This is a genomic window from Pseudoalteromonas sp. AOP31-A2-14 (genome assembly GCF_052378035.1).
GTDB lineage: Bacteria > Pseudomonadota > Gammaproteobacteria > Enterobacterales > Alteromonadaceae > Pseudoalteromonas.
Window position 1 is genome coordinate 2,002,114 of record NZ_JBQSXI010000001.1, and the last position, 22,398, is coordinate 2,024,511.

Here is a 22,398-nt window from a genome sequence, read left to right on the forward strand (position 1 = left end):
TGGCTTCACCTTCGCGTCTAACGTTATTGTTGGCACTGGCTCATACCACCCACTTGCTATGGCAATGCAGTAAGTTAACTGCGCTTGTCAAATGAGTATAATTTTCAGCGCTTGGCTATACTCTTTGTAACCAACAGTTTGCATCCAACAGTTAATTATTCTCTTTTATCAAAATAAATGCCCGTAATCATATAATTAATATTGAGTTATATATTCAGCCTAGCGCAGCGAAACACTTATTAAACAATTATGTCGCAAAAATTTAAAGACAGTTGTTGACGTAGTGAGAAATTATCACTAACCTTTCTGGAAGCGCTTCCACACACGCACAATTTTCTTACTTTATTATGGTAGCGCTTCCATGTTTGCAATACATAAACTTGAACAACAATGTCTTACTATAAAGTAAGAAATAATAATGATAAAAGTACGAGGGAAACCTAATGTCCAATCATATTTTAAAGAAAACACAGTTAGCTACCAGCTTATCTTTGCTTTTAGGTGTTACTACTTTACCTACTCTAGCGGCTGAAGCTGAAAAGCCGGATAACTTAGAAGTTATTCAAGTGACAGGCTTCAAAGGAAGTATTAAAGAATCAACTCAGCTGAAGCGTTATTCTGCGGGGGTTGTTGATGCCATTTCTTCAGAAGATATAGGTAAATTTCCTGACACCAACTTAGCTGAATCACTACAACGCATTACTGGTGTTTCGATCGACCGTAGCAATGGTGAAGGCTCAAAAGTCACAGTGCGTGGTTTCGGTCCAGATTATAATATGGTGACATTAAACGGACGTACAATGCCAGCGGCTTCGATTCCTGCAGGTGGCGGTACGCCAAACTCTCGTTCTTACGATTTTGCCAATTTAGCTTCAGAAAGTGTGAGTGCAGTAGAAGTATATAAAACCGGTAAAGCAAGCATTGCGTCAGGCGGTATTGGCGCTACAATTAACATAAACACTGCTCGCCCACTGGATAACCCAGGTGTTGTAGCTAATGTTGGTGTTAAAGCTCAGCATGACACAACAAATCGTGTTGGCGATGATATCACCCCTGAGCTCTCAGGTATTTTTAGCTGGACCGATGAAGACGCTGTGTTTGGTGCTTCATTAACTGCAAGTGTGCAGGAACGAGATAGCTCAAGCACCGGGGCATTTGTTAATGAATGGCGTACCACAGAATATGACGGTACAATTCCTCAATCTGCTGATGATATCATCGTAGAAAATGCCCCTGCCATGGGTCAATATTATTCAATGCCATCAGATTTGCGCTATACAATTGCCGATCGTGAAAGAACACGTACAAATGCGCAATTAACATTACAATACAGCCCTGTTGACGACTTTACTGCAACCGTAGATTATACTTATTCAAAGCAAGATATTTATGAGTCTCGTGCAGAACAATCAATTTGGATGGATAACTATAAAAGCCACCTAATTTTTGATGATAACGAAGTTAAAACACCTATTTACTATAGCGAAGAACGTGGTGATTTATCTACCCGCGATTTGGGCTTAGCACTTCAAGAACAAAATCAAGTTAACGAAAATAAATCAATCGGCTTAAACCTTGAATATCATGTAAATGATTACCTTAGTTTCATGTTTGATGCGCATAGTTCTGAAGCAACCAGTAAGCCTGATGCAGAATATGGCAGTTGGGTAAATGCAGGGTTAGGTGCGAATGTTGTTGCAGGACAATCTGTCGATTTTAGCCGTGATTTACCTTCAATGGTTATCGACTTTGATGACTGCAGCCGAGATAACCTTAATTGTTCTGGCGCTTTAGAACAATCTGATGTAGGTACATCAATTCTAGATTCAAACTTTGCAAGTCAAGAGTCTACAGTTGATGAATTTCGTTTGCATGGTAAATACCTACTTGAAACAGGCAGTGTTGATTTTGGTATTGAATCACGCTCAATGGAAAGTCAATCATTACAATCATTAACTCGCAATACTATGGGTAACTGGGGAATTGAAAACCCTGGTGAACTTCCTGAAGGTTATTTAGATCCAACAAACTTCCTAGCTGAATTTGATGACTACAATACTTCTGATTCCTTTAACCAAGGTTTTACAGGTAGCGCCTCTGAAGTCGGTTATTGGGCCGCTGAACAGTACGGTTTTAATTTTGCGGCAGATGGCGCCTACGCGACCAATCGTACTATAAAAGAAGATATAACCGCTGCGTTTGTACAATATAATCACAATGGTGAAATTGGTGATATGCCATTTAACCTATCTGTTGGTGCGCGTTATGAAACAACCGATATCACATCAACTGCTAATATCGATTTACCAGACGCTGTCGCATGGGAAGGTAATAACGACTTTAACGTGCGTTACGGTACAAACAAGCAAGATTACTCACTTAGCTCTGACTATAATCACTTTTTACCAAGTATCGACTTTGATATTAATGTAATTGACGAGGTAACTTTACGTGCTTCATATAGTACGACGATTGCTCGCCCGACTTACGATAATTTAAGCTCAGCGGCCACAGTAGGTGTACCAACAGGTCCAGCCCTAATACCTGGAACTACCAATGCACCGGCATCGACAGGTAACCCTAGTTTAGTCCCCCTAGAATCAGATAATATTGATTTATCTGCTGAGTGGTATTATTCAGATGTAAGTTATGTTTCAGTAGGTTACTACAATAAAACGGTCGATAACTTTATTGGTTTATCACCAATGACCGAAAATTATTATGATCTGCGTGATGCATCTGCAGGCCCTCGCGCTGAAGCTGCTCGTGCTGAGCTTGCGGCACAAGGTCTTGCATTAACAGTTGCAAACTTATTCCAAATGGTTGCTGCAACAGAAAATAATGTTGCCTTTGATTCAATGTCTTATGAAGAGTTTGAAGCCGCATACGATATACTACCAAATAGTGATGATCCACTAATGGAGTTCACAGCTCAAGTACCGACTAACAATAAAGATGCCGTTATAGATGGTTACGAGATTGCACTGCAACACTTCTTTGGTGACTCAGGCTTTGGTATTCAAGCTAACTACACAATTGTAAATGGTGATATTGATTTTGATGTAGCCGCGGACCCAACTACAACCCAGTTTGCCTTGGTAGGTCTAAGTGATACGGCTAACTTTATTGCAATGTACGAAAATGATAAATTCCAAGCACGTATTGCCTACAACTGGCGTGATAAATTCTTAAATAGTGCCGCTCGTTATGTCAACGAACCAAGCTTTACTGAGGAATATTACCAAATTGATTTTAACGTTGCATATAACTACAGTGAGCAAATGTCATTTTTTGTTGAGGGGATAAATATTACCGAACAAAACCTAAGACAGCATGGCCGTTATGAAGCACAATTATGGAATCTTGAACAAAACGGTGCGCGCTATAATATTGGTATGCGCTATAACTTTTAACTCATGGTGACTGCCAACTCAGTCAGACTGTGAGTATTATTAAGCCGCTACCTGTTAGCGGCTTTTTACGTTATAAAAATGAAAGAGCATACAATGAGCAATGAAATGCAACATATTATAGTATTAGGAGGTGGCGCCGCAGGATGGCTAAGCGCAGGTTTATTAGCTGCTGAGCATCCAAGTAAACACATCACCTTAATTGAGTCTTCAAATATTGCCATATCAGGCGTAGGAGAAGGCACTTGGCCGTCAATGCGTAACACCCTCAAACGTATTGGGATTAAAGAGCGTGATTTTTTACGCTATTGTGACGCTTCATTTAAACAAGGTTCTAAGTTTATTAACTGGCGTAATTTAGACAGCGGCGAAAACTACTACCACCCATTTATGACCCCTGATGGCTACCTAGAAACAAATTTACATGCTTACTGGCAAAAAAATGCATCAGCACAAAAGTACGCCGATGCAGTTAATATGCAAAGCTTTGTTTGCCAAGCGGCTCTTGCGCCTAAACAGTTACACACACCAGAATACGCCGCTGTTACTAATTATGGCTATCACCTTGATGCAGGAAAGTTCGCTACATTTTTAAAAGAGCACTGCGTAGAAAAACTGGGCGTTAAGCATATTATTGATGATGTACTTGATGTAAAAAATGACAGTGATGATTATATTCAGTCACTCAGTACTACCACTCACGGTGAAATACACGGTGACTTATTTATTGATTGCTCTGGAGCGAGAGCACGTCTAATAGGCGAGCATTATAAGGCTGAGTTTCTTACTCAAGATCACATCCTATTTAATAACAGCGCAATTGCCGCACATGTCCCCTACGCGAACGATCAACAAGAAATTGCATCGGCCACGTTATCAACCGCGCAAACTAACGGTTGGATTTGGGATATTGGTCTACCGAGCCGTCGCGGTATTGGTTATACCTATTGCGATAAATACTGTGACGAGCAAACAGCTATAAACGTCTTAAAACGTTATGCTGTGCAATCTATTGGAAAACAAACCGCCAAGCAACTACAAACTCGTAAGCTTAGCTTTAACCCCGGTTACCGAAAACAATTTTGGCTTAAAAACTGCCTTGCCGTCGGAATGTCACAAGGTTTTATAGAGCCACTCGAAGCATCAGCTCTTGCTATGGTCGAACTGTCAATCAGTATGTTGAGCGAGCAACTGCCACAAAACCGTATTCATATGGACATGTTAGCGACTCGATTTAATAAACGCTTTCGTTATCGTTGGCAACGCGTAATCGACTTTTTAAAGTTACATTATATTTTAAGTGAACGTGATGATAGCCAATACTGGCGCGATATAAAAAGCCCCGCAAGTATCCCAAGTAACTTAGCAGAGCTAATGACTATTTGGCAGTATCAGCCACCTAGCAGATTTGATCTCGTTCAAAATGAAGAAATATTTCCCTCAGCAAGTTATCAATACGTGCTATATGGTATGGGCTTTAATACACAAAATACGGAAGTAGAAAGCACTTTTAACAACCCAAAGGCCGGGCATTATTTTTACCAACAAAATCGTGAAAAAATTGCCAAGTACCTAAAAGGACTACCAAGCAATCGCACGTTATTAAATCAACTCTTAAACAATAAGGTTTAACCAGACAATGGCACACACTAAACAAATAAAAAATGTGGTGATCGCTGGCGGCGGAACAGCAGGCTGGATGGCAGCAGCAGCGTTGACTAAGCTCGTTGGTAATAATATCAACATAACCTTGATTGAGTCTGACGAAATAGCAACGGTTGGTGTAGGTGAAGCCACTATCCCACCTATTCGCACTTTTCATAAATTACTTGGCATAAACGAACAAGCCTTTATGAAGGCCACGCAAGCAAGCTTTAAGCTAGGAATTAGCTTCGAAAATTGGGGTCAAAAAAACACCGACTATATTCACTCATTTGGCATGACAGGGAAAGAGTGCTGGGCTGGCGAGTTTCACCACTTTTGGCTACAGAGTTTATCCTTAGGATTAGAATCTGAGTTTGGCGAATACTGTTATGAGCTACAAGCCGCTAAGCAAGGTAAATTTGCCTTTAATCAACAAAACCCTATCAACTATGCGTTTCATATGGATGCAAGCCGCTATGCGTTATTCTTACGTGAATTTTCAGAAAACTTAGGGGTGAAACGCCTTGAAGGAAAAATCACCCGCGTAAACAAATGTACCGAGTCAGGTTATATACAAAGCCTAACTCTTGGCGATAACAGCACTATTGACGGGGATTTTTTTATTGATTGTACTGGTTTTCGAGGCCTACTTATTGAGCAAGCCTTACATACAGGTTACGAAGATTGGTCACACTTACTACCGTGCGATAGCGCAATTGCAGTACAAACTAAAGCTGTAAATGACAACATCACACCCTATACCCGTGCAATTGCGCATGAAGCCGGTTGGCAATGGCAAATTCCGCTGCAGCAACGTGTAGGCAACGGCTTAGTGTATTGTAGCCGCTATTTAGCTGACGAAGACGCTAAGCAATTACTTCTTGAGAACATTCAAGGTAAAACCTTAACTGAGCCTAAAGTCATAAAATTTAAAACAGGTCGGCGCCGTAAAGGCTGGAATAAAAACTGTTTAGCACTGGGCCTTGCCAGTGGCTTTGTAGAGCCGCTTGAATCGACTAGTATCCACTTAATTATGTCCGGGGTCATTCGTTTTATGCGACTATTTCCGTTTAATGGCATTACTGAGCAAGCGATCAGTGAATACAATAAGCAACTAAAAAGTGAGATCGAAAATATCCGTGACTTTATCGTGCTGCATTACAAAGTCACTGAACGCTCTGACAGCGAATTTTGGCGTCACTGTAAAAGCATGGAAGTACCAGAGACGCTAGCCCATAAAATTAGCTTGTTTAAAGAAACCGGCCGGGTATTTTTAGATGACGGCGATATATTTCGAGTCGACTCATGGGTGCAAGTAATGCTAGGCCAAGGTATCAAACCTAAGCAACACCATTTAATTGCCAGCCTAATGAGTGATGATGAACTAAGCCGCTTTTTAAGCAGTATTAAACAACAAATTACTCAGCGTGTGGCACAACTACCAATGCATAAAACCTTCTTACAACAATATTGCCCTGCAAACGAGTGATCATAAAAAAAGCCCTTTAAACACTTAAAGGGCTTTGAAAAACCCAACAAAAAACTACACACATCACTGTGTTTACTTAACTACTGAACAAATCAATCATCTGGACAGATAATCGTTGATTGTTTCTTCCCCTCTGAAACAAAATTGATATTCGTCACTAACACAGAAATTTTAGCAGCGTTTTATATAAAAAATAGGCTAACAACTCTGGCAAAGCAAGTCTATGTTTAGAGCTTGCCATGTATTAAACGCAACTCTTTTAAGTTCAGCGCTAATATCAACACGCCCACCACAATCTTGCATACAAGTCGTTGCAACATATTGCAACATTAAGTACTGAGCTTGGCATGCCATTTACTTTATAATCAAAACTTAGGGCCGAGTTTGCTTCAATGTAAGCCACTTTATCTTCACTTCGATACTCAATACCTGCAAACTCCACACGATTACTGGCTACTTGTAACTGTTGATCGCTTAACTTTAAAACCGTCACCATGGGTTAGTCAGTACACCATTAAATTTACGCAGCTCTTCAACGGTTATATCGCGGATTTCTGGCTGAATCATTTGCGCCACGTTTTTATTTTTGATATTCAAAGCAAGTATTTATTCTAATCTTAATTTAACTATTGACCTGCTAAGAAATAGCCACTAACCTGAATATGGAAGCGCTTCCTTAAAAGCATTAAATACCATAGCTGAGCATTAATAAAATCAAACATGGAAGCGCTTCCAAAAGCATGCACTTTTAAAGCTAGAATTAATACCAAATTTACTGACAATAAAAAAGCAGAGGCTTTCTATTAATGAAAAAATTATCATTACCCGCTAACTCGCCACTTCTTAGCAAAGACTTCACTTTTGGTGTTGCCACAGCATCTTTTCAAATTGAAGGTGGCGCAAATGATCGCCTACCCTGTATATGGGACACCTTTTGCTCAACGCCTGGCAAAATAGCCGATAACTCAGATGGATTAGTTGCCTGCGACCATTACACACGGTGGCCACAAGATATTGAATTAATAGACTCCTTAGGTGTTGATGCGTACCGCTTATCGATTTCTTGGCCTCGAGTAATGAAGCAAGATGGTACTTTAAATCCGATAGGTGTTAAGTTTTATACCGATATTTTAGATGAGTTAAAACGTCGAAACATCAAAGCCTTTGTCACGCTTTATCACTGGGATTTACCACAATACTTAGAAGATGAAGGTGGCTGGCTTAATCGAAACACAGCCTATGAATATGCAAAGTATGCGGACTTAATTAGCCAAGCATTTGGTGAGCGAGTTCACTCTTACGCAACATTAAACGAACCATTTTGCAGCGCTTATTTAGGTTACGAAATTGGTGTGCATGCCCCTGGTATTGTTGGTCGTGAATTTGGTCGAAAAGCGGCTCATCACTTATTACTAGGCCATGGCCTCGCGATGCAAGCACTCGCTAAAAATAGCCCAGATACATTAAACGGTATTGTACTTAACTTTACACCTTGCTACCCAGTAACCCAAAGTGAAGCAGACTTAAAAGCCACAGCTTTTGCTGATGATTATATTAACCAGTGGTATATGCGCCCAGTAATGGAAGGTAAATACCCTGATATAATCGACCAGTTACCACCTGAGCAACGCCCTGATATTCACCCTGGGGATATGGAAATTATTGCTCAACCTTTAGATTACTTAGGCGTTAATTTTTATACGCGCTTGCATTATCAAGCAAGCGATGATGACTTTTACGATGAACGTCCTCACCAAGGTCCATTAACAGATATTGGCTGGGAAATTTACCCACAAGCCTTAACTGATTTATTAGTATCGTTAAATAAAAAATATACTTTACCACCTGTTTATATCACTGAAAATGGTGCGGCCATAGCCGATACGATTAATAACGGCGAAGTAAACGATTTAGACCGTATTAGCTATTATCAACAACATTTAAACGCAGTTCACAATGCCACCGAGCAAGGTGTAATCGTACATGGTTATTTTGCTTGGAGCTTAATGGATAATTTTGAATGGGCTGAAGGCTATTTAAAACGTTTTGGCATTGTATATGTTGATTATCAAACTCAACAACGTACAGTTAAAGCCAGTGGCCATGCGTATAGCAATTTAATTACTAATCGGTAATTATTAAACGATAATTACTAGTCGACAACCTCGACTAGTAAACTTTAAAACAACAATAAGAAACACACAGTGAATAAAATTCCTTTATACGAAAAAATAGGCTATGCCATGGGCGATGCCGGTGCCAACCTAGTTTGGCGCGGCGCACTTGCCTACTTAGCTGTATTTTATACCGATACTTTTGGTATCTCAGCAGCGGCCGCTGCCATGTTATTTCTAGTAGTGAGATTATCTGACGGTGTAACCGATATAATAATGGGTATGATTGCAGATAGAACCAACACCCGCTTTGGTAAGTTTAGACCTTGGATACTTTGGTCTGCGCCATTTTTAGGGTTGTTCATGGTGCTGTGTTTTACCACTCCTAACTTTAGTGAAACCAATAAGTTAATATACGCCTATGTCACTTATATTGGTTTAACCTTAGCATACACCGTAAGTAATGTGCCCTACTCTGCCTTAATGGGCGTAATGACCCCTGATGACACTGAACGGACTAAACTCTCTAGCTTTCGTTTTGCCGGCGCATTTGCAGGTGGCCTCCTAGTAATGGGGTTTTTACCTGAGTTAGTTGCCTACTTTGGCGGTGGTGACAATGCTAAAGGCTATCAATTAACTATGTATTTATTTGCCGCATTACTGATTGCGCTTATGGCCATTACTTTTATAACAACCAAAGAACGTGTAGCACCACAAGTAACCAATGAAGGCTGCCTAAAATCGGAGCTAAAAGACTTAACTAAAAACTTACCTTTCATTATTTTACCCCTGCTTGCTACCACTCTATTTTTTTACTATCGCGATATATACAGTGGATTGTTCTTTGCGCTAATTATGGTAGCCATGACCTTTGTTATAAAAAAATTACTCAATAAAGATCACCAAAAGCTAACTGGTTCGCAGCGTGATATGGTTGACTTGCTAACCAATAAGCCTTGGTTAATTTTACTCGGCATTGGCTTTTTAACCATGATGTTTAATGGCATAAAATATGGCGTAATTGCTTATTACTTTAAATATCATGTTGCTAACGAACTCATGGCCGGACAATATTTTGTCGCGTTATTAATTGTGTCAATTTTTGGCGCACTGGCCACAGGCAAGCTTGCAGAAATTATGGGGAAACGTAATTTATTTATTGTATCCCTAGTATTGAGCGGTTTACTAACAACTGCCTTTTACTGGGTACCGAGCGATAATATTATTGCTGTATTTACCTTTGGCTGCGCCGCGGAATTTTTTGCAGCCATGATGCCAACATTATTTTTTAGTATGCTAGGTGATTCTGCAGATTACTCTGAATGGAAAAATAAACGCCGCGCTACGGGCTTAATTTACTCAGCTGGCACTTTTGTACAAAAAACAGGTGGCGGATTTGCTGGGGCATTAGTGTTGGTTGTATTAGCAGGCTATGGCTATAACGGTATGGATGAAACGACTATATCGCAATCATTACCTGGTATGCAGCTATTAATGAGTTGGATCCCGGCTGCATTTGCATTTTTAGGTGCAGCTTTAATGCTAATTTACCCACTTACGCCAAAAATGTTGCACAAAATTACAGAAGACTTGGCAATTAGACGCAGTAATGTGTAAATTACAATAGTTAAAACAATAAGCTAGTGCAGGAAATTAATGGCGACTATATATCAAGTATCAGAACTTGCAGGCGTTTCTTTATCAACCGTTTCACGGGTAATGAACGACAACGACTACGTAAGTAAAAAGACCAAAAAAAAGGTACTTGATGCAATGGCAGAGCTTGGCTATCAACCAAGCTCTATTGCCCGCTCTTTAGCATCTAACTGTACTAACAGTGTCGGGATTTTAGTGTCTGAGCTTGACGGGCCATTTTTTGGCCAAATGATGTCAGCTATTGAAGAACAACTTCGTGCAGCGGGAAAGCATGTAATAATTACGCCCGGCCACAGTGATGAAAACAAAGAAAGAAACGGTTTTGAGTTTTTAATTAGCCGCAATTGCGATGCAATTATCGCCCACGTTGAAGCTGTATCAAACGACTATTTAATAGAGCTTAGTAAAGGTAAAGTGCCTATTTACTTAATGAGCCGTTATGTAGAAGAAATTAAAGATAACTGCATAAGCTTAGATAATATTATGGGCGGTTACTTAGCAACTAAGCATATGATCAACAAAGGTCATAAAAATATTGCCTACATAGCAGGCCCGCAATTTAAAGTCGATGCTTCAGACCGACTCACTGGGCATAAAAAAGCCTTAGCTGAGTTTAATATTCCATTTAACGAGCAACTATTTTTTATAGGTGATTTTAAAGAAACAGGAGGCCAAGATGGGCTAAAGCACTTTATGAATGCTAAAACAAAGTTTTCAGCGCTAGTATGTGCAAATGACGAAATGGCATCAGGCGCTATGAAATGTGCTCGTGAACATGGTTATAATATTCCCAAAGATCTCGCCGTAATGGGCTACGATAACGTTATATTTGCCAACTATTTATATCCTACACTAACAACTATCGATAACCCGGTGCCAGAGATGGGTAAAATGGCTGCTAATCTAGTTTTAAAAGACATTTATAAACACGCTAGTATTACAATCAACCGCATTTTCCAGCCAACACTCATCGCTAGGGACTCAACTCCTGATATTAATTAACTAGCTTTTACCATATACAAACAATTATTGACCTCCATAACTTCTGGATAATCTGCGAATTTAAACCCTAACTTTTTATAAGCTTGGATTGCCTGTTGGTTGTCAGCCATGACAAAAATAACAGACTCATATTTTATGAACCTGTTATGTCAATACTATAAAAATTAAAACTGATAACTTAACGAGACTTTATAATTGCGGCCAAGCTCCGCTGGATCGCTTGCTTCTGTTGCTGGCGCTCTTAGGTAGCGCTTATCTGTTAGATTATCGACACCCAACCTCACTATGAAACCGTCTAAACTGCCAGTGGCTTGGTATTTAGCATTCAAGTTATAAACAGTGTATGTACTTGTGCCGTAACCGTATTCTAAGTACGTATCGCTTAAACGTCTTTGCTCGCGGTAATGCAACATTTGCAGGCCTAGGTTAAATTGCTCTGTGAACTGGTAGTTAGTATTCCAAGTTATTTTATCCGCAGGTGCTTCCGCATAAGGTTGTTGCGTGTAATCAATGGTTCCTAAGAAAAAGTTAGGCATACCTTCAACATCCATGTTAATCGTTGAATATCCTAAATACATATCCAGTGATTGGAAAGTATACTGCGCTTCTATTTCAATACCATGACTTAATAACTTACCAATATTCTTAGCACTATAATCGCGGTGAGTGGCAACTGGTATACCATTGGCAGGTTTTGGCCCTGGTGAACCAAGTTGTTTCTCGCCGTCAGCATCGAGATAATACATAAATGGTACGTTATCAATGTAATTATTGATTTCGTTATTAAAGTAAATCGCTTTGAGGCTCAAGCTATCTGCATAAGGCAGGTTTTGCCAACTTAAACCAAAGCCCATTTCAAGGTTATCTGAGTCTTCTGCTTTAAGATCTGGCTGTGGTTCGCTATAGCAAATTTTGCCGCCGATATGACAGCGCCATTCATCTTGCTTATAAAGTTCTTGCAGCGACGGTGCCCGAAATGCTTCAGCACTTTTTATATATAAATTAAAATAGTCAGTTACTTTAAACGTAAGACCAAGCTCGCTTGATAACTCGTTATCACTATTGCTATCAAACTGATCAAAGTACTCACTTTCCCGATCATACGCATCAAATCTAAGCCCGGCGGTGATGAGTAAACGCTCATCAAAGAACTTACTTTGATCAATCAAGGATAATGACCAGTTTTGTGCATCGCTATTGCCGTAGTATGTTGATTGTTGCTGATCTTGCCACTGAGTTTGATTAAAACTCTCAGCATCATATTGAAGTTCTACAGCAAGTTTATGTTTGATAGCACCTTCAAAGGCCGATAAGTTTGCGAACCGGACACCCTTGCGCGAACTTTCTCCTTCACTATTACTGTCATAAATAATTTTATTAGTACCTTGCTCAATGTAGCCTTTGCTGATCTTATCGTACGTTTTTTTAGAATAAAAAGCTTGTACATCTAAATCAACGTAATCGCTTTCTCCCTGATAGGTGTATTTAAGCATGCCTTCGAGATAGTCATTTTTGTAATCTTCAGCCAGTGTGGGATATGCAATTGCTAAATCAAGTCGCTGACCATAAGGTTGATCAACCGATTCAGTTTTACTGTAATCTAGCTTAGTTTTAAGACTATGATGCGGGTTAAAATACCAGGTATTTTTTAGGGTCGCATTTTGTCGTTTTGATTTATTCTGTATTTTGCTAACTTGCTGAATTTTTTCGTCTTCAGTCGTGCCTTCCTTAGCAACAACATCAATATCATCATATTCAACTTGCCCGAGTGAAAACACAGTATCGCTCACATCATTTAAATAGAATAAATCAGCATTAAAGTCATTCGAGTCTGAAACAGATTGATGTGTCACTGAGAATCGAGTGCCAAAACCTTGTTCATCTCCTAAATAATCACTCGCATCCTTGGTCACTAAGCGAATACTCCCACCAATAGCGCCAGAGCCTACCGTTAATGAATCAGCTCCTCGCAATACTTGAATTTGCTTTAATTGATCTGGGTTTACGCCTAATGAATTAATTTGCGCTATGTTTTGACTGCCATCTGAATCAATTTTACGCTTTACATCATCTACTGATATATAAATACGTTCGCCATATAAGCCTCGAATAGAGGGTTGTCCTGATAACGGTGTTACACCACCAAATAACTCAACCCCAGGTAGAGTTTTAAGTATCTGGTTAAGGTCAGCTGCTTGCTGTCTTTCTATTTGTTCTTTTGATAATACCGATACTGAACCTGCTACATCTTGATTTAACGCTGATAATTTGTGACCTAAAACCTCAATTTTTTCTATTGTTTGGTCTTCTTTGTTTAACTCAATGGTGCTTGCGAAGGTAGAAAAATTAGAAAGTGCTGCACCAACACATAGAAAAGCATACGTAAATTTCATATCATCAATCCTTAATAAAAATCATTACCATTTAGGTTTGAGTGGTGATTTTAGGTTTTAATATTTGGAATTGCAATAACTAAATACTTACGCTTATACTAAAAACAGATTATTTGCCTGTAACTTATTTTTAATTTAATTGATCTTACTTAATATAAAGGAATATGAGATGAATTCTTACAAACTCTTAATTTTAGTTCTTGCAACAATAGGATTATCTTCAGCCAAGGCAGAGCAATTTGGCGAACCTGTTAATAACGTTAATCTACTAAAAATTTCTACTTTAATGGCAACACCTGATAATTACCTTGACCAAAAAATAACGATTGAAGGCACTGTGGTAGGTGTATGTGAAAAGCGTGGTTGCTGGATGACGATAGCCTCAGATAAACGCTTTGAAAACCTGCAGATAAAAGTGAACGATGGCGATATGGTATTCCCGATGACAGCCAAAGGCAGTGAAGCAATAGCGACTGGAAAACTCAATAAAATCCAGCTTAACTTGACCCGCACTAAAGCTTTGTTAGCACACAGGGCGCAACAAGCTGGTAACGAATTTGATGAAAACACAGTGACTGAGCCAATGGCAATCTATCAACTTATACCTACAGGTGTAGAGATTTTTGAGTAACACAAAAAGAAAAATTTACTGGCATAAACTAAACCGAAGCTTGCATCGTGATGTGGGTTACTTTTGTGTTGGCTTAGTGATTATATTTGCGGTATCTGGCATTGCTGTGAATCACAAGAATGATTGGAACCCTAATTACCATGTTGAACAAAAAGTAATTCCTGTACCAACTCAAAACTGGACACTTAACAACGATGAACAGCTTATAAGTCAAGTGCTTACAACAAGCCAATTGGATGAAAAAGTTAAAGCATCATATTGGGCATCACCAACACAATTTAAAGTGTTTTTTAATAATGGGAGTAACCTGTCATTTAATCTAAAAGAGCAGCAAATAATTTATGAGCATATTGCTCCACGACATGTGTTTCAGGCATTTAATCGCTTGCACCTAAACGAAACAAAAACGTCTTGGGTGATTTTTTCAGATACCTTTGCTGCATTACTTATTTTTTTGGCGCTGAGTGGGTTGTTTATGATTAAAGGGAAACACAGTCCTTGGGGTATAAAGTCACTATTGGTAATCATTGGTATTACTCTACCCGCACTCTACATATACATATAATACTTAATACAGAATTTAATATCTGAAAATGGTTAAGAGTGCTTTACATCACAACAAAAAAGTAAGAGTGATTGTCATTATAAATTAATTAGATTCAAATAATGCTTTTGTTTAGGGGCTGTTGATCTTTGTAGTACATATATTAATCAGCCCATGTTGGTAGCCAAATTACAGTAAATGCTAAAGCGAGCACTGAGTGATAATTTCGCTCACACTTTGAAGATAAGCAATCAGGAGCGATTTTAGCTGATGATGAGCGTAGTGAGTTAATGAAACTTCGTAAAGAAAATAAAAACTTCGTATGGAAAAAGAAATATTAAAAAAGGCCAGTGCCTTCTTCGCAAGAGAAATGAAGTAAAGTTTAACTTTATTAAACAGAACGAAGGCATTTTTCCTGTAAAAAAGCAGTGCGAAGTCATGAATGTTAGTCGAAGTGGTTATTATGCTTGGCGCAATCGTCCAGCGAAAGTTATCAGTGAGTCTGAGCTAATGTTATATCGACGCACGAAAGCTTTATTTAAAGAAAGTCGTCAAAGTTTAGGATCTCGCCAGCTAATGAAAAAGCTGAGTAAAGAAGGCTTTGAAGTTGGTCGTGACAAAGTAACTTGATTGATGGGTAAGCTCAATTTAAAGGTGATGTAGAAGCTTATATCAGATATTACAATCAGATCAGGCTGCATACATCAAATGGTGACTGCTCTCCAATTGAGTTCGAACAGTCCACAATAAATGTGTCTTATGCGGCTTAACCAGGACACAACAAAGCTGACCATCGCAATAGACAACTGATTCATTTCCTTCATTTTCACCTAATCCAAACATCAATATACCAACTTTAAAGTACTAAAACGCAAACAGCCCACGTTAAGTGACTTAACGTGGGCTGTTTTTAAACTAGTGCTACTTTATAAAAACACTTATAAAGAAAGGTTTTCCTTGGCGCGTGTAAGGTTATGCGATACAAATGTATTGTCTGAAATCTGTGATGCTTCATATAAATCAGCAATGCCACCAGCGTCATTTTTAGCCATCAAGCGAGATACGCCTCGGTTGCTCAGTGCAAATGATGTAAGCTCACGGACGTTTAGTTTACGCCATTTACTTGTCTTTAATAATCCAATCGCTTGGCTGCAAATCTCTTCTGCTTGCGCATAATTTTTTGATTTAACATTCAATGCGCAACTTTTGAATGACTGCTCCAGAGGCTGTGGCGCTGTCGCTGTTTCTATAACCATTAACTTGTAATCACTTTGATCAGCCATAACAGCCGCTGAGCAAGTTAAAAGAGAGCTAAGTGCAATGGTTTTGATAAGTGTACTAGTCATGATTAAATTCCTATTTGGTTAGTCGTATTTGTTGCCGACAACTAAACTTTAGAGAATTAACCCAACTTCGACAAACGATAAAAACAAACCTGATAGATGAATAAAATTAACCTATAGACTTTAGTCTAATAACTATTTCTACTCGCGACTCTTTAGCAAGTTAACTCATAGGCCGAGTTAACTTGAAAACTGACGACCCTAGATTACCGTCATTAAGCTAAATCCTGAGTAAGGTTTTTAAATACGAATGAGCCCTCATAATTTGCAAATTCACACCTATAAACTCCTCCACCTGTGTGCCATAATCTTAATAATTCATAAATTTAGTAACTTGGCGGTATATAGGCCGCTTCAAGCTAACTTAAAGGTTTTTTAAATGGCTTATCAAGAGCAAAATCAAGCAACTATCTACTGGCACGATTAGACTACCCATCTATTTAATAAGGGACACAGCAGAAAAAACAACTTTATGCACACACTTATGTACACATAGCTAAAGTTGTATGGTAATTACAAGGAGTAAATGAAATGATACTAAATAATGCGAATAATGATGATCCTTATGAAGAGTTTGAATGTGATGATGAATCACCTTTACAAGGGCAGAAAATAAGTAAACCTCACCAATATAAATCTAAGCACTCCTATATAAAGGGGTTTGAAAAGGCAATAACTGAAGCTGAGACACACTTTAAAAGATGTTACCCAGATAAGACTGTTGCTGAGTATGAAAGCTATGTTAAAGAAGTAAGAAATAAGTTTGCCTTAGAAAATACTTTTAAAAAGGTAATTAACGATGAGTACTTTAATGAACACGATCTATTACTGCTATCTAAGCTAGCAATTTTACACGGTAAAAAGACTGACCAGCTCAAAGAGTGCTTCCTCAATCAACCTGATATAACAATGACAGCTGAAAATATTGATAAGGCATATAAGCATACTAACTATAACTTTGACAATGTACTAAAAATGATTAAAGAAGATAAATCATTATCTTCATATTTTGAATGTAAAAGCTCGTCTTTAGTATTCAAACTCTTAAGTGCCAACATTAAGCTTAATGGAACTCAAACTAAAGTTAATGAGTTTATCAATAAATTAATTCAGTATAGAAACTTCGCAATAAGACAAAGTGATTTTGAAAAGTTAGAGTTAGAATTTAAGCAACTTCACGAAAATTTAATTGTGAGTGAGTATAATAAAACCCCTTTTCCAGAAGGGGCTAAACATGCATGGCATTCCGTTGCTTTAGGCTTATCATCTAATGGGTATAAGCCAAGGGAGATTTTTGATATTGTAAACAGACAAAAATTCATGATTGATAAAAGTATTACAAGTGATCAATTGAGAAGCTTCTTATCTCGTTACAACAGAAAAATGACACAAAAAAAGTGAAATTATCACTATATAATAATACTGGGAATCATACTTTATTGTGCCATCAATCTATTTAAATATTGAGCTGGTGGTTTTGATTTAACTCAACTTGCTATAGGAGCAGCTATAGCATTACTGATTAAGTGAGTATGGATTATAGTTCTCCCACTATTTGCAGAAATTTTCTAGCTTTACCCATAGTCTAGTCAGATCCCTTAGAGGTATCTCTCTTTGTGCTTGCCTGCCAATAGTCAGCTTATTACCATTTTTAATTTCATTAATAAATTCTGTGGTTTCTTCTGGAGATAGTATAATTTCATTATCCTCAATATCATCTTTTGTAACTAAATAACTATCTATACTTTGTTTTAATACAACAGCATCTGCTTTATCAACTCGATAAAGTAGTCGTTGTGGCATTTCATATTTATCAGAGAGAGCTTTGTTAAATCTGATAATGGGAGGTGTGCCAACTAAACAAGTAGCTTTAATATCAGAGTAAATCGTTCCTATCATCATTGAATACATTTCTGGAATTTCAATATTGTCCGTCATTTTATCTTTTAGTGCTGCATGCTTTAAAAGGTTAATATTGCCAGTATAACTTTGATCAATTAGCTTACCTCTCGAAATTACATTGATAGAGTCAAAGTTAAAAGGCTTTAATTCTCCTGCAGCAATAAGTAAATCTCTACCCATGTCCATTATACAATTATTTTCTGTAATACCTTTTATGTAATGGCATGAGTACATTGTCTCTTTACTATTACCGTAATAAACAGCAGCAATATTATTATAATAATTCGTATGGTCGGTTAGTATCCTAGGTATCTCAAAGTTTTTAGATCCCTCCACGTTAGTAAAAGATAAATCGCATTGAAAATTTTTCCTAGCATTTTGTCTAGTATGTTTATTACAAATAAACTGATCTGAACCATCATTAGTGGACACTTCGTTAAGCGACATTTAGTTGTTCAAATTTCTCGGGGCTTAAATAGCCTAACGCACTATGCCTTCTCTTTTTGTTGTAATCAATTTCTATATATTCAAATACATGCTGCCTCATGGTTTCTCGGTTCATAATAGGCTCATATTGGATGGCTTCGACCTTGAGTGAATGGAAGAAGCTTTCCACACACGCATTATCCCAGCAGTTGCCTTTACGACTCATACTTTGCATTAAATGATGTTCGCTTAATAAATCACGATAAGCATGGGAAGCATATTGGCTGCCTCTATCACTATGTACAATGACATCTTTAGGTCTACCTCGGCGCCAGATAGCCATTTGCAGGGCGTCACACACCAAAGATGATGTCATGCGTGTACTCATTGACCAACCAATCACTGAGCGCGAGTACAGGTCGATAATCACAGCGAGGTAAAGCCATCCTTCGCTGGTCATTAGATACGTGATATCACCTGCCCATTTTTGGTTGGGCTTATCGGCGGTAAAGTTCTGCTCAAGTAAATTAGGGGCCACAGGTAAATTGTGTTTACTGTCGGTGGTCGACTTGAATTTACGAGCTGCTTTAGCTACTAAACCCTGACGTCCCATGCTTCTGTTGATGGTTTTTACATCATGTTTATTCCCTTGCTCCGCCAGCTCGACTTGGATACGTCTCGCACCGTCTCGCTCTTTACTGTCAACAAATACGGCTTTGACCTGAGTATCTAACATTTGCTGTTGTTGTTTGCGCTTACACACGTGCTCACATGATTTTATCCATGCATAAAACCCACTTGGCGATACACAAAGTACCTTAGCCATTCTGATAACGCTGAATGTGCTTCGGTAGCTTTGCATAAATTCAAATCGTGTTATTTTTGATTTTTCGCGAAGTAGGTGGCGGCTTTTTTTAATATGTCTAGCTCCTCTGCTTGCACCGCTAGTTGGCGTTTCAAACGAGCATTCTCGGTAGCTAACGTACTTTCTCTATCTGATGTAGATGCCTTTTTCAGAGCAGCAGTTCGCCAATAGTAAAGCTGGGACTCTGCGACACTTAATTCTCTGGCAGCTTGAGCAAAACCTACTTTACTCGCCAGCTTTAGTGCTTCTTCTTTGAATTCTTCTGAATAGGATTTACGTTTGGTCTTAGTTGTCATGTTTCACCTCTATGAGTTAGTTTACTCACTTAATGAGGTGTCCAAAACTATTGGTTCAGATCAAACTCACCTAAACCATCATAGCTACGAATGTCTCTCAGTTGATTATCTTCAAGAATTACCTTCATCTCCGTAAGATATTTAGACGGTTTTAGAGTAGCTGCAATTTCATACTTGGTTGGATGTGACTTAGTTAACCGTACTTTTTGAATCCCTTCCCCTTCAGATGACTTGTAGCAAGCCGCAAGAGAAAAACAAACGATAGTAATTGCAAAGCTTTTAACAGTGTTATTCATATAACATCCCTATTATTTAAATTTTAAAAATATGTGTCTTACTCGATTGATTTAATTGTTGCTTTGCAGGAAGCATTATATATGGTTGCAATTGCACTGCTGACTGTCATGCCGCCAAACCCATTTTTAGCGCGATATTTCATGACCAATTGATGCGTACCACCTTCGGTCACAGGTGTAATTCGCGTTTCTATATGCTCAAAACTATCTGGATCACGCATGTTTTTCTTTACATATTTCTTTACAGCTGGGTGAGAGCCGTCCCAGCTACTTAAACAATGGAATCCTTTACGGTTAATCTCTCTCTTTTGTGCGGCTTCCTTTGCTTCTTCATTAGCTTTATCTTCTGGAGTTTTATTAACCCAATCATTATATGGACTGTTAATTGGATTAAAAAGTAGGATAATAAAAAGGATGGGTACTACTGTTAAAAAGAATCTATTCATTTATTTGCCATTAATAAGGTATTAACCAATAACAAAGTAAGTTTTCTACTCACTTTATTTACCAATGTACTTAATTTTTAATTATAATACTACTCTAAAAGAACCCTACTATTTTCATCTCAAAAATAAGTGTGGTACAAGGTTAATATGTGGTGTTCGTATTAACGCTTTGAGCGGGCTTTAAATCAATTTAAATTCATACCCTTTGGGGTAGCACTGCAGTGTGCTTTATGCAAGCTTACAGTCTAGCTAGCGCCCTTATATCCTAACTAAAAAGCGGAACCTTTGAGTTAATTAGTAAACAACTGCATAATTACTGTAAATACTTAAGCTGATCATACTAGCACTTTTCAAGTTTACACTTCCCTTTAAGTTTCCCCAAAACCCACCAGCTTTCTTTAAGTCATAAGATTTAATTGAAATTGTACTATCATGGAAATGCTAGTTATAAACTATTGAGTGAAACGAGATAGGTTATGACGTATTGAACATGATAGTTCACGGAGTGATATAGACCCCACTTAAGATAATACTTACTATTACCACGTACTCATCATTATTAATATTAGGTTTGTTTAATAGTTCTATGCGAGGTAATCTTAAAGATGATTATTTCGAAGAAGGAATAAGGGAAAACGTCAGGGTTGAAATTGCGAACCAAATGATCAACGAATACAAAAAACAATACCCCAAAACTCAGTACAGAACACTTCAAGGTTTAAAATATTTACTATGTACTCTAATTCGGGATCGTGAATCAATCGCACTAACCAGTACTTCTTATTTTACAGTTAAAACAATCAAAAAGATGACTGACCAATTAGCTTTAATTTACCCTTATTTAATTGAAACTCGAGCAGGGTTTAGTAGAAAAAAACAGGGATTTCCAAGCTTTAAAGCTTCACCCGTTATACAGCTTACTGATGAAGCTATTAAGCATTTATACGAACACTGGCTAAAATGTAAATGGTTAAATAATGGAAAAGAATTACAGCTGTTAGTTTATAAACCTAACGAGTACAACCCTGAGAAATTTAGGGGGTAGCCTAAAAAAAGAGGGGTCTATTAGGGGGGTATCCAAATAGTGAATTTTAGAACTTTAGTTCAATTAACTGGCATTAATCTCTTTAATTGTTCTGTAAACAGTAGCTAAACCACAGTCACATTGATTTGCTATTTCTTTGGCTTTAAACCCTCTTTCCATATAGCCTTTTACCTTGGTTCTTAATTCTATATTCTTAGGTCTACCGCCTTTATTTAATTCAATACCTTTAGATAATGCTAGTTGCTTAGCTTTTTCCTGCCCTTGTTTAATCCTTTCAACCCTCTTTTCTTGATCTAGCCTTGCCATTGTAGCCATTAGGTCTACTAGCATGTTATTGATGCAATCTAGCACCTGCCCAGCTATAGAACCGTCATTACTTTGATAAGTTGTAGGTAAATCAGCAACTATCAATTTAAGCCCTTTTTCCTTTAGCTTCGTCTTTAGAGTATCAAAATCAGCTTGTGATAAACGCGATAAGCGATCAACTGATTCAACTAGTATTACATCATCCTGCTTTGATTCGTCTAACAATTTATTTAACTCAGGCCTATTGAGCTTTGTACCGCTTACATTTTCAATATAGTAAGTAATACCTATAAGACCTAAATCCGCAGCCTTGGCTGTTAGCAGCTCTTTTGCACGTTCTGCATTTTGCTCTTTTGTTGAAGCTCTTAGATAGATTCTGGTAGCCATGTTTTTAAACCTTAATTATCATTTAGACTTAAAATATACATATCTTTTGATAATTAATCAAAACCTATTTAATAAATTAGTTTTGATAATGTCTTAACGTGGGGATTTATCTTTTTATGATTCTTATAAAGTTTATAGTGTTTTGAGAAAGCAGGCTTGGGATATTTATATTAGCTTTACAAAAACGTTGACTTTAATTTTAA

Annotated in this window: 19 protein-coding genes and 2 pseudogenes; 12 read left to right on the forward strand and 9 right to left on the reverse strand. The window is 37.9% G+C overall.

What is annotated here, in order from left to right; genetic code table 11:
- The first annotated feature begins 443 nt into the window (after positions 1 to 443).
- The 3 genes from ACT3S9_RS09205 (at position 444) to ACT3S9_RS09215 (ending at position 6,543) form a co-directional block, all read left to right on the forward strand.
- Positions 444 to 3,413: a TonB-dependent receptor gene (locus tag ACT3S9_RS09205; protein WP_441836237.1), complete on the forward strand. Its 2,970-nt coding sequence runs from the start codon at positions 444 to 446 to the stop codon at positions 3,411 to 3,413.
- Between the two features lie 93 nt (positions 3,414 to 3,506).
- On the forward strand, positions 3,507 to 5,042 hold the full coding sequence (locus ACT3S9_RS09210) for a tryptophan halogenase family protein (RefSeq protein ID WP_441836238.1): 1,536 nt from the start codon (positions 3,507 to 3,509) through the stop codon (positions 5,040 to 5,042).
- A 7-nt stretch (positions 5,043 to 5,049) separates the two neighbouring features.
- Positions 5,050 to 6,543, forward strand: a complete 1,494-nt coding sequence (locus ACT3S9_RS09215; protein WP_441836239.1) for a tryptophan halogenase family protein — start codon at positions 5,050 to 5,052, stop codon at positions 6,541 to 6,543.
- Between the two features lie 198 nt (positions 6,544 to 6,741).
- On the opposite strand, the gene ACT3S9_RS09220 is transcribed toward ACT3S9_RS09215, so the two are convergent.
- Complete coding sequence (locus tag ACT3S9_RS09220) at positions 6,742 to 6,873, reverse strand: putative glycoside hydrolase (protein WP_441836240.1); 132 nt, start codon at positions 6,871 to 6,873, stop codon at positions 6,742 to 6,744.
- Positions 6,821 to 7,039 (reverse strand): hypothetical protein, encoded by a 219-nt coding sequence (locus ACT3S9_RS09225; RefSeq protein WP_441836242.1) that lies wholly within the window; start codon positions 7,037 to 7,039, stop codon positions 6,821 to 6,823. Before ACT3S9_RS09225 ends, ACT3S9_RS09220 begins: the two co-directional genes overlap by 53 nt.
- Positions 7,040 to 7,349: 310 nt before the next feature.
- On the opposite strand from ACT3S9_RS09225, the gene ACT3S9_RS09230 reads away from it, so the two are divergent.
- The 3 genes from ACT3S9_RS09230 (at position 7,350) to ACT3S9_RS09240 (ending at position 11,315) form a co-directional block, all read left to right on the forward strand.
- Complete coding sequence (locus ACT3S9_RS09230) at positions 7,350 to 8,678, forward strand: GH1 family beta-glucosidase (protein WP_441992941.1); 1,329 nt, start codon at positions 7,350 to 7,352, stop codon at positions 8,676 to 8,678.
- A gap of 69 nt (positions 8,679 to 8,747) precedes the next feature.
- On the forward strand, positions 8,748 to 10,274 hold the full coding sequence (locus ACT3S9_RS09235; protein WP_441834899.1) for an MFS transporter: 1,527 nt from the start codon (positions 8,748 to 8,750) through the stop codon (positions 10,272 to 10,274).
- A 39-nt stretch (positions 10,275 to 10,313) separates the two neighbouring features.
- Positions 10,314 to 11,315, forward strand: coding sequence for a LacI family DNA-binding transcriptional regulator (locus ACT3S9_RS09240; RefSeq protein ID WP_441834900.1), 1,002 nt, complete (start codon positions 10,314 to 10,316; stop codon positions 11,313 to 11,315).
- A gap of 164 nt (positions 11,316 to 11,479) precedes the next feature.
- On the opposite strand, the gene ACT3S9_RS09245 is transcribed toward ACT3S9_RS09240, so the two are convergent.
- Positions 11,480 to 13,708 (reverse strand): TonB-dependent receptor domain-containing protein, encoded by a 2,229-nt coding sequence (locus tag ACT3S9_RS09245; protein WP_441834901.1) that lies wholly within the window; start codon positions 13,706 to 13,708, stop codon positions 11,480 to 11,482.
- Between the two features lie 169 nt (positions 13,709 to 13,877).
- Between ACT3S9_RS09245 and ACT3S9_RS09250 the strand changes: the two genes are divergently transcribed.
- The 4 genes and pseudogenes from ACT3S9_RS09250 to ACT3S9_RS09265 form a co-directional block, all read left to right on the forward strand.
- Entirely contained in the window at positions 13,878 to 14,339 is a 462-nt protein-coding gene (locus ACT3S9_RS09250; protein ID WP_441834902.1) for a DUF4920 domain-containing protein, read from the forward strand.
- A complete protein-coding gene (locus ACT3S9_RS09255) occupies positions 14,332 to 14,904 on the forward strand; it encodes a PepSY-associated TM helix domain-containing protein (protein ID WP_441834903.1) in 573 nt (190 codons plus the stop codon). The genes ACT3S9_RS09250 and ACT3S9_RS09255 overlap by 8 nt, the downstream gene beginning before the upstream one ends.
- A 248-nt stretch (positions 14,905 to 15,152) precedes the next feature.
- Positions 15,153 to 15,498 (forward strand): annotated as a pseudogene (locus ACT3S9_RS09260) (IS3 family transposase); the annotation flags it as partial.
- Positions 15,499 to 15,539: 41 nt separating this feature from the next.
- Positions 15,540 to 15,653 (forward strand): annotated as a pseudogene (locus tag ACT3S9_RS09265) (IS3 family transposase); the annotation flags it as partial.
- Between the two features lie 168 nt (positions 15,654 to 15,821).
- On the opposite strand, the gene ACT3S9_RS09270 reads toward ACT3S9_RS09265, so the two are convergent.
- Positions 15,822 to 16,229, reverse strand: a complete 408-nt coding sequence (locus tag ACT3S9_RS09270) for a hypothetical protein (protein ID WP_441834904.1) — start codon at positions 16,227 to 16,229, stop codon at positions 15,822 to 15,824.
- A gap of 528 nt (positions 16,230 to 16,757) precedes the next feature.
- Between ACT3S9_RS09270 and ACT3S9_RS09275 the strand changes: the two genes are divergently transcribed.
- Positions 16,758 to 17,627, forward strand: a complete 870-nt coding sequence (locus ACT3S9_RS09275; protein ID WP_444750897.1) for a hypothetical protein — start codon at positions 16,758 to 16,760, stop codon at positions 17,625 to 17,627.
- Between the two features lie 150 nt (positions 17,628 to 17,777).
- Here ACT3S9_RS09275 and ACT3S9_RS09280 read toward each other — a convergent pair whose 3' ends face one another.
- From ACT3S9_RS09280 to ACT3S9_RS09295, 4 genes are all read right to left on the reverse strand, one after another.
- The gene (locus ACT3S9_RS09280; RefSeq protein WP_444750898.1) at positions 17,778 to 18,560 is read right to left on the reverse strand and encodes a hypothetical protein; all 783 of its coding nucleotides are present in this window, start codon (positions 18,558 to 18,560) and stop codon (positions 17,778 to 17,780) included.
- A 4-nt stretch (positions 18,561 to 18,564) separates the two neighbouring features.
- Positions 18,565 to 19,715, reverse strand: a protein-coding gene (locus ACT3S9_RS09285; protein WP_086957897.1) for an IS3 family transposase whose coding sequence is annotated in 2 segments (ribosomal slippage) — positions 18,565 to 19,460 and positions 19,460 to 19,715 — 1,152 coding nt in all. Because the reading frame shifts where the segments join, the coding sequence is not laid out codon by codon here.
- Between the two features lie 47 nt (positions 19,716 to 19,762).
- On the reverse strand, positions 19,763 to 20,011 hold the full coding sequence (locus tag ACT3S9_RS09290; protein ID WP_444750899.1) for a hypothetical protein: 249 nt from the start codon (positions 20,009 to 20,011) through the stop codon (positions 19,763 to 19,765).
- 38 nt (positions 20,012 to 20,049) lie between these two features.
- Positions 20,050 to 20,457 (reverse strand): hypothetical protein, encoded by a 408-nt coding sequence (locus tag ACT3S9_RS09295; RefSeq protein ID WP_444750900.1) that lies wholly within the window; start codon positions 20,455 to 20,457, stop codon positions 20,050 to 20,052.
- Positions 20,458 to 21,028: 571 nt separating this feature from the next.
- Here ACT3S9_RS09295 and ACT3S9_RS09300 point away from each other — a divergent pair.
- Positions 21,029 to 21,502, forward strand: coding sequence for a hypothetical protein (locus ACT3S9_RS09300; RefSeq protein WP_444750901.1), 474 nt, complete (start codon positions 21,029 to 21,031; stop codon positions 21,500 to 21,502).
- 63 nt (positions 21,503 to 21,565) lie between these two features.
- On the opposite strand, the gene ACT3S9_RS09305 is transcribed toward ACT3S9_RS09300, so the two are convergent.
- The gene (locus tag ACT3S9_RS09305; protein WP_444750902.1) at positions 21,566 to 22,195 is read right to left on the reverse strand and encodes a recombinase family protein; all 630 of its coding nucleotides are present in this window, start codon (positions 22,193 to 22,195) and stop codon (positions 21,566 to 21,568) included.
- Positions 22,196 to 22,398: the final 203 nt, after the last annotated feature.

Coding starts and splice junctions, on each gene's coding strand:
- ACT3S9_RS09205 (WP_441836237.1), top strand. CDS start 444: ATGTCCAATCATATTTTAAAGAAAACACAGTTAGCTACCAGCTTATCT.
- ACT3S9_RS09210 (WP_441836238.1), top strand. CDS start 3,507: ATGAGCAATGAAATGCAACATATTATAGTATTAGGAGGTGGCGCCGCA.
- ACT3S9_RS09215 (WP_441836239.1), top strand. CDS start 5,050: ATGGCACACACTAAACAAATAAAAAATGTGGTGATCGCTGGCGGCGGA.
- ACT3S9_RS09220 (WP_441836240.1), bottom strand. CDS start 6,873: ATGTTGCAATATGTTGCAACGACTTGTATGCAAGATTGTGGTGGGCGT.
- ACT3S9_RS09225 (WP_441836242.1), bottom strand. CDS start 7,039: ATGGTGACGGTTTTAAAGTTAAGCGATCAACAGTTACAAGTAGCCAGT.
- ACT3S9_RS09230 (WP_441992941.1), top strand. CDS start 7,350: ATGAAAAAATTATCATTACCCGCTAACTCGCCACTTCTTAGCAAAGAC.
- ACT3S9_RS09240 (WP_441834900.1), top strand. CDS start 10,314: ATGGCGACTATATATCAAGTATCAGAACTTGCAGGCGTTTCTTTATCA.
- ACT3S9_RS09245 (WP_441834901.1), bottom strand. CDS start 13,708: ATGAAATTTACGTATGCTTTTCTATGTGTTGGTGCAGCACTTTCTAAT.
- ACT3S9_RS09250 (WP_441834902.1), top strand. CDS start 13,878: ATGAATTCTTACAAACTCTTAATTTTAGTTCTTGCAACAATAGGATTA.
- ACT3S9_RS09270 (WP_441834904.1), bottom strand. CDS start 16,229: ATGACTAGTACACTTATCAAAACCATTGCACTTAGCTCTCTTTTAACT.
- ACT3S9_RS09275 (WP_444750897.1), top strand. CDS start 16,758: ATGATACTAAATAATGCGAATAATGATGATCCTTATGAAGAGTTTGAA.
- ACT3S9_RS09290 (WP_444750899.1), bottom strand. CDS start 20,011: ATGAATAACACTGTTAAAAGCTTTGCAATTACTATCGTTTGTTTTTCT.
- ACT3S9_RS09295 (WP_444750900.1), bottom strand. CDS start 20,457: ATGAATAGATTCTTTTTAACAGTAGTACCCATCCTTTTTATTATCCTA.
- ACT3S9_RS09305 (WP_444750902.1), bottom strand. CDS start 22,195: ATGGCTACCAGAATCTATCTAAGAGCTTCAACAAAAGAGCAAAATGCA.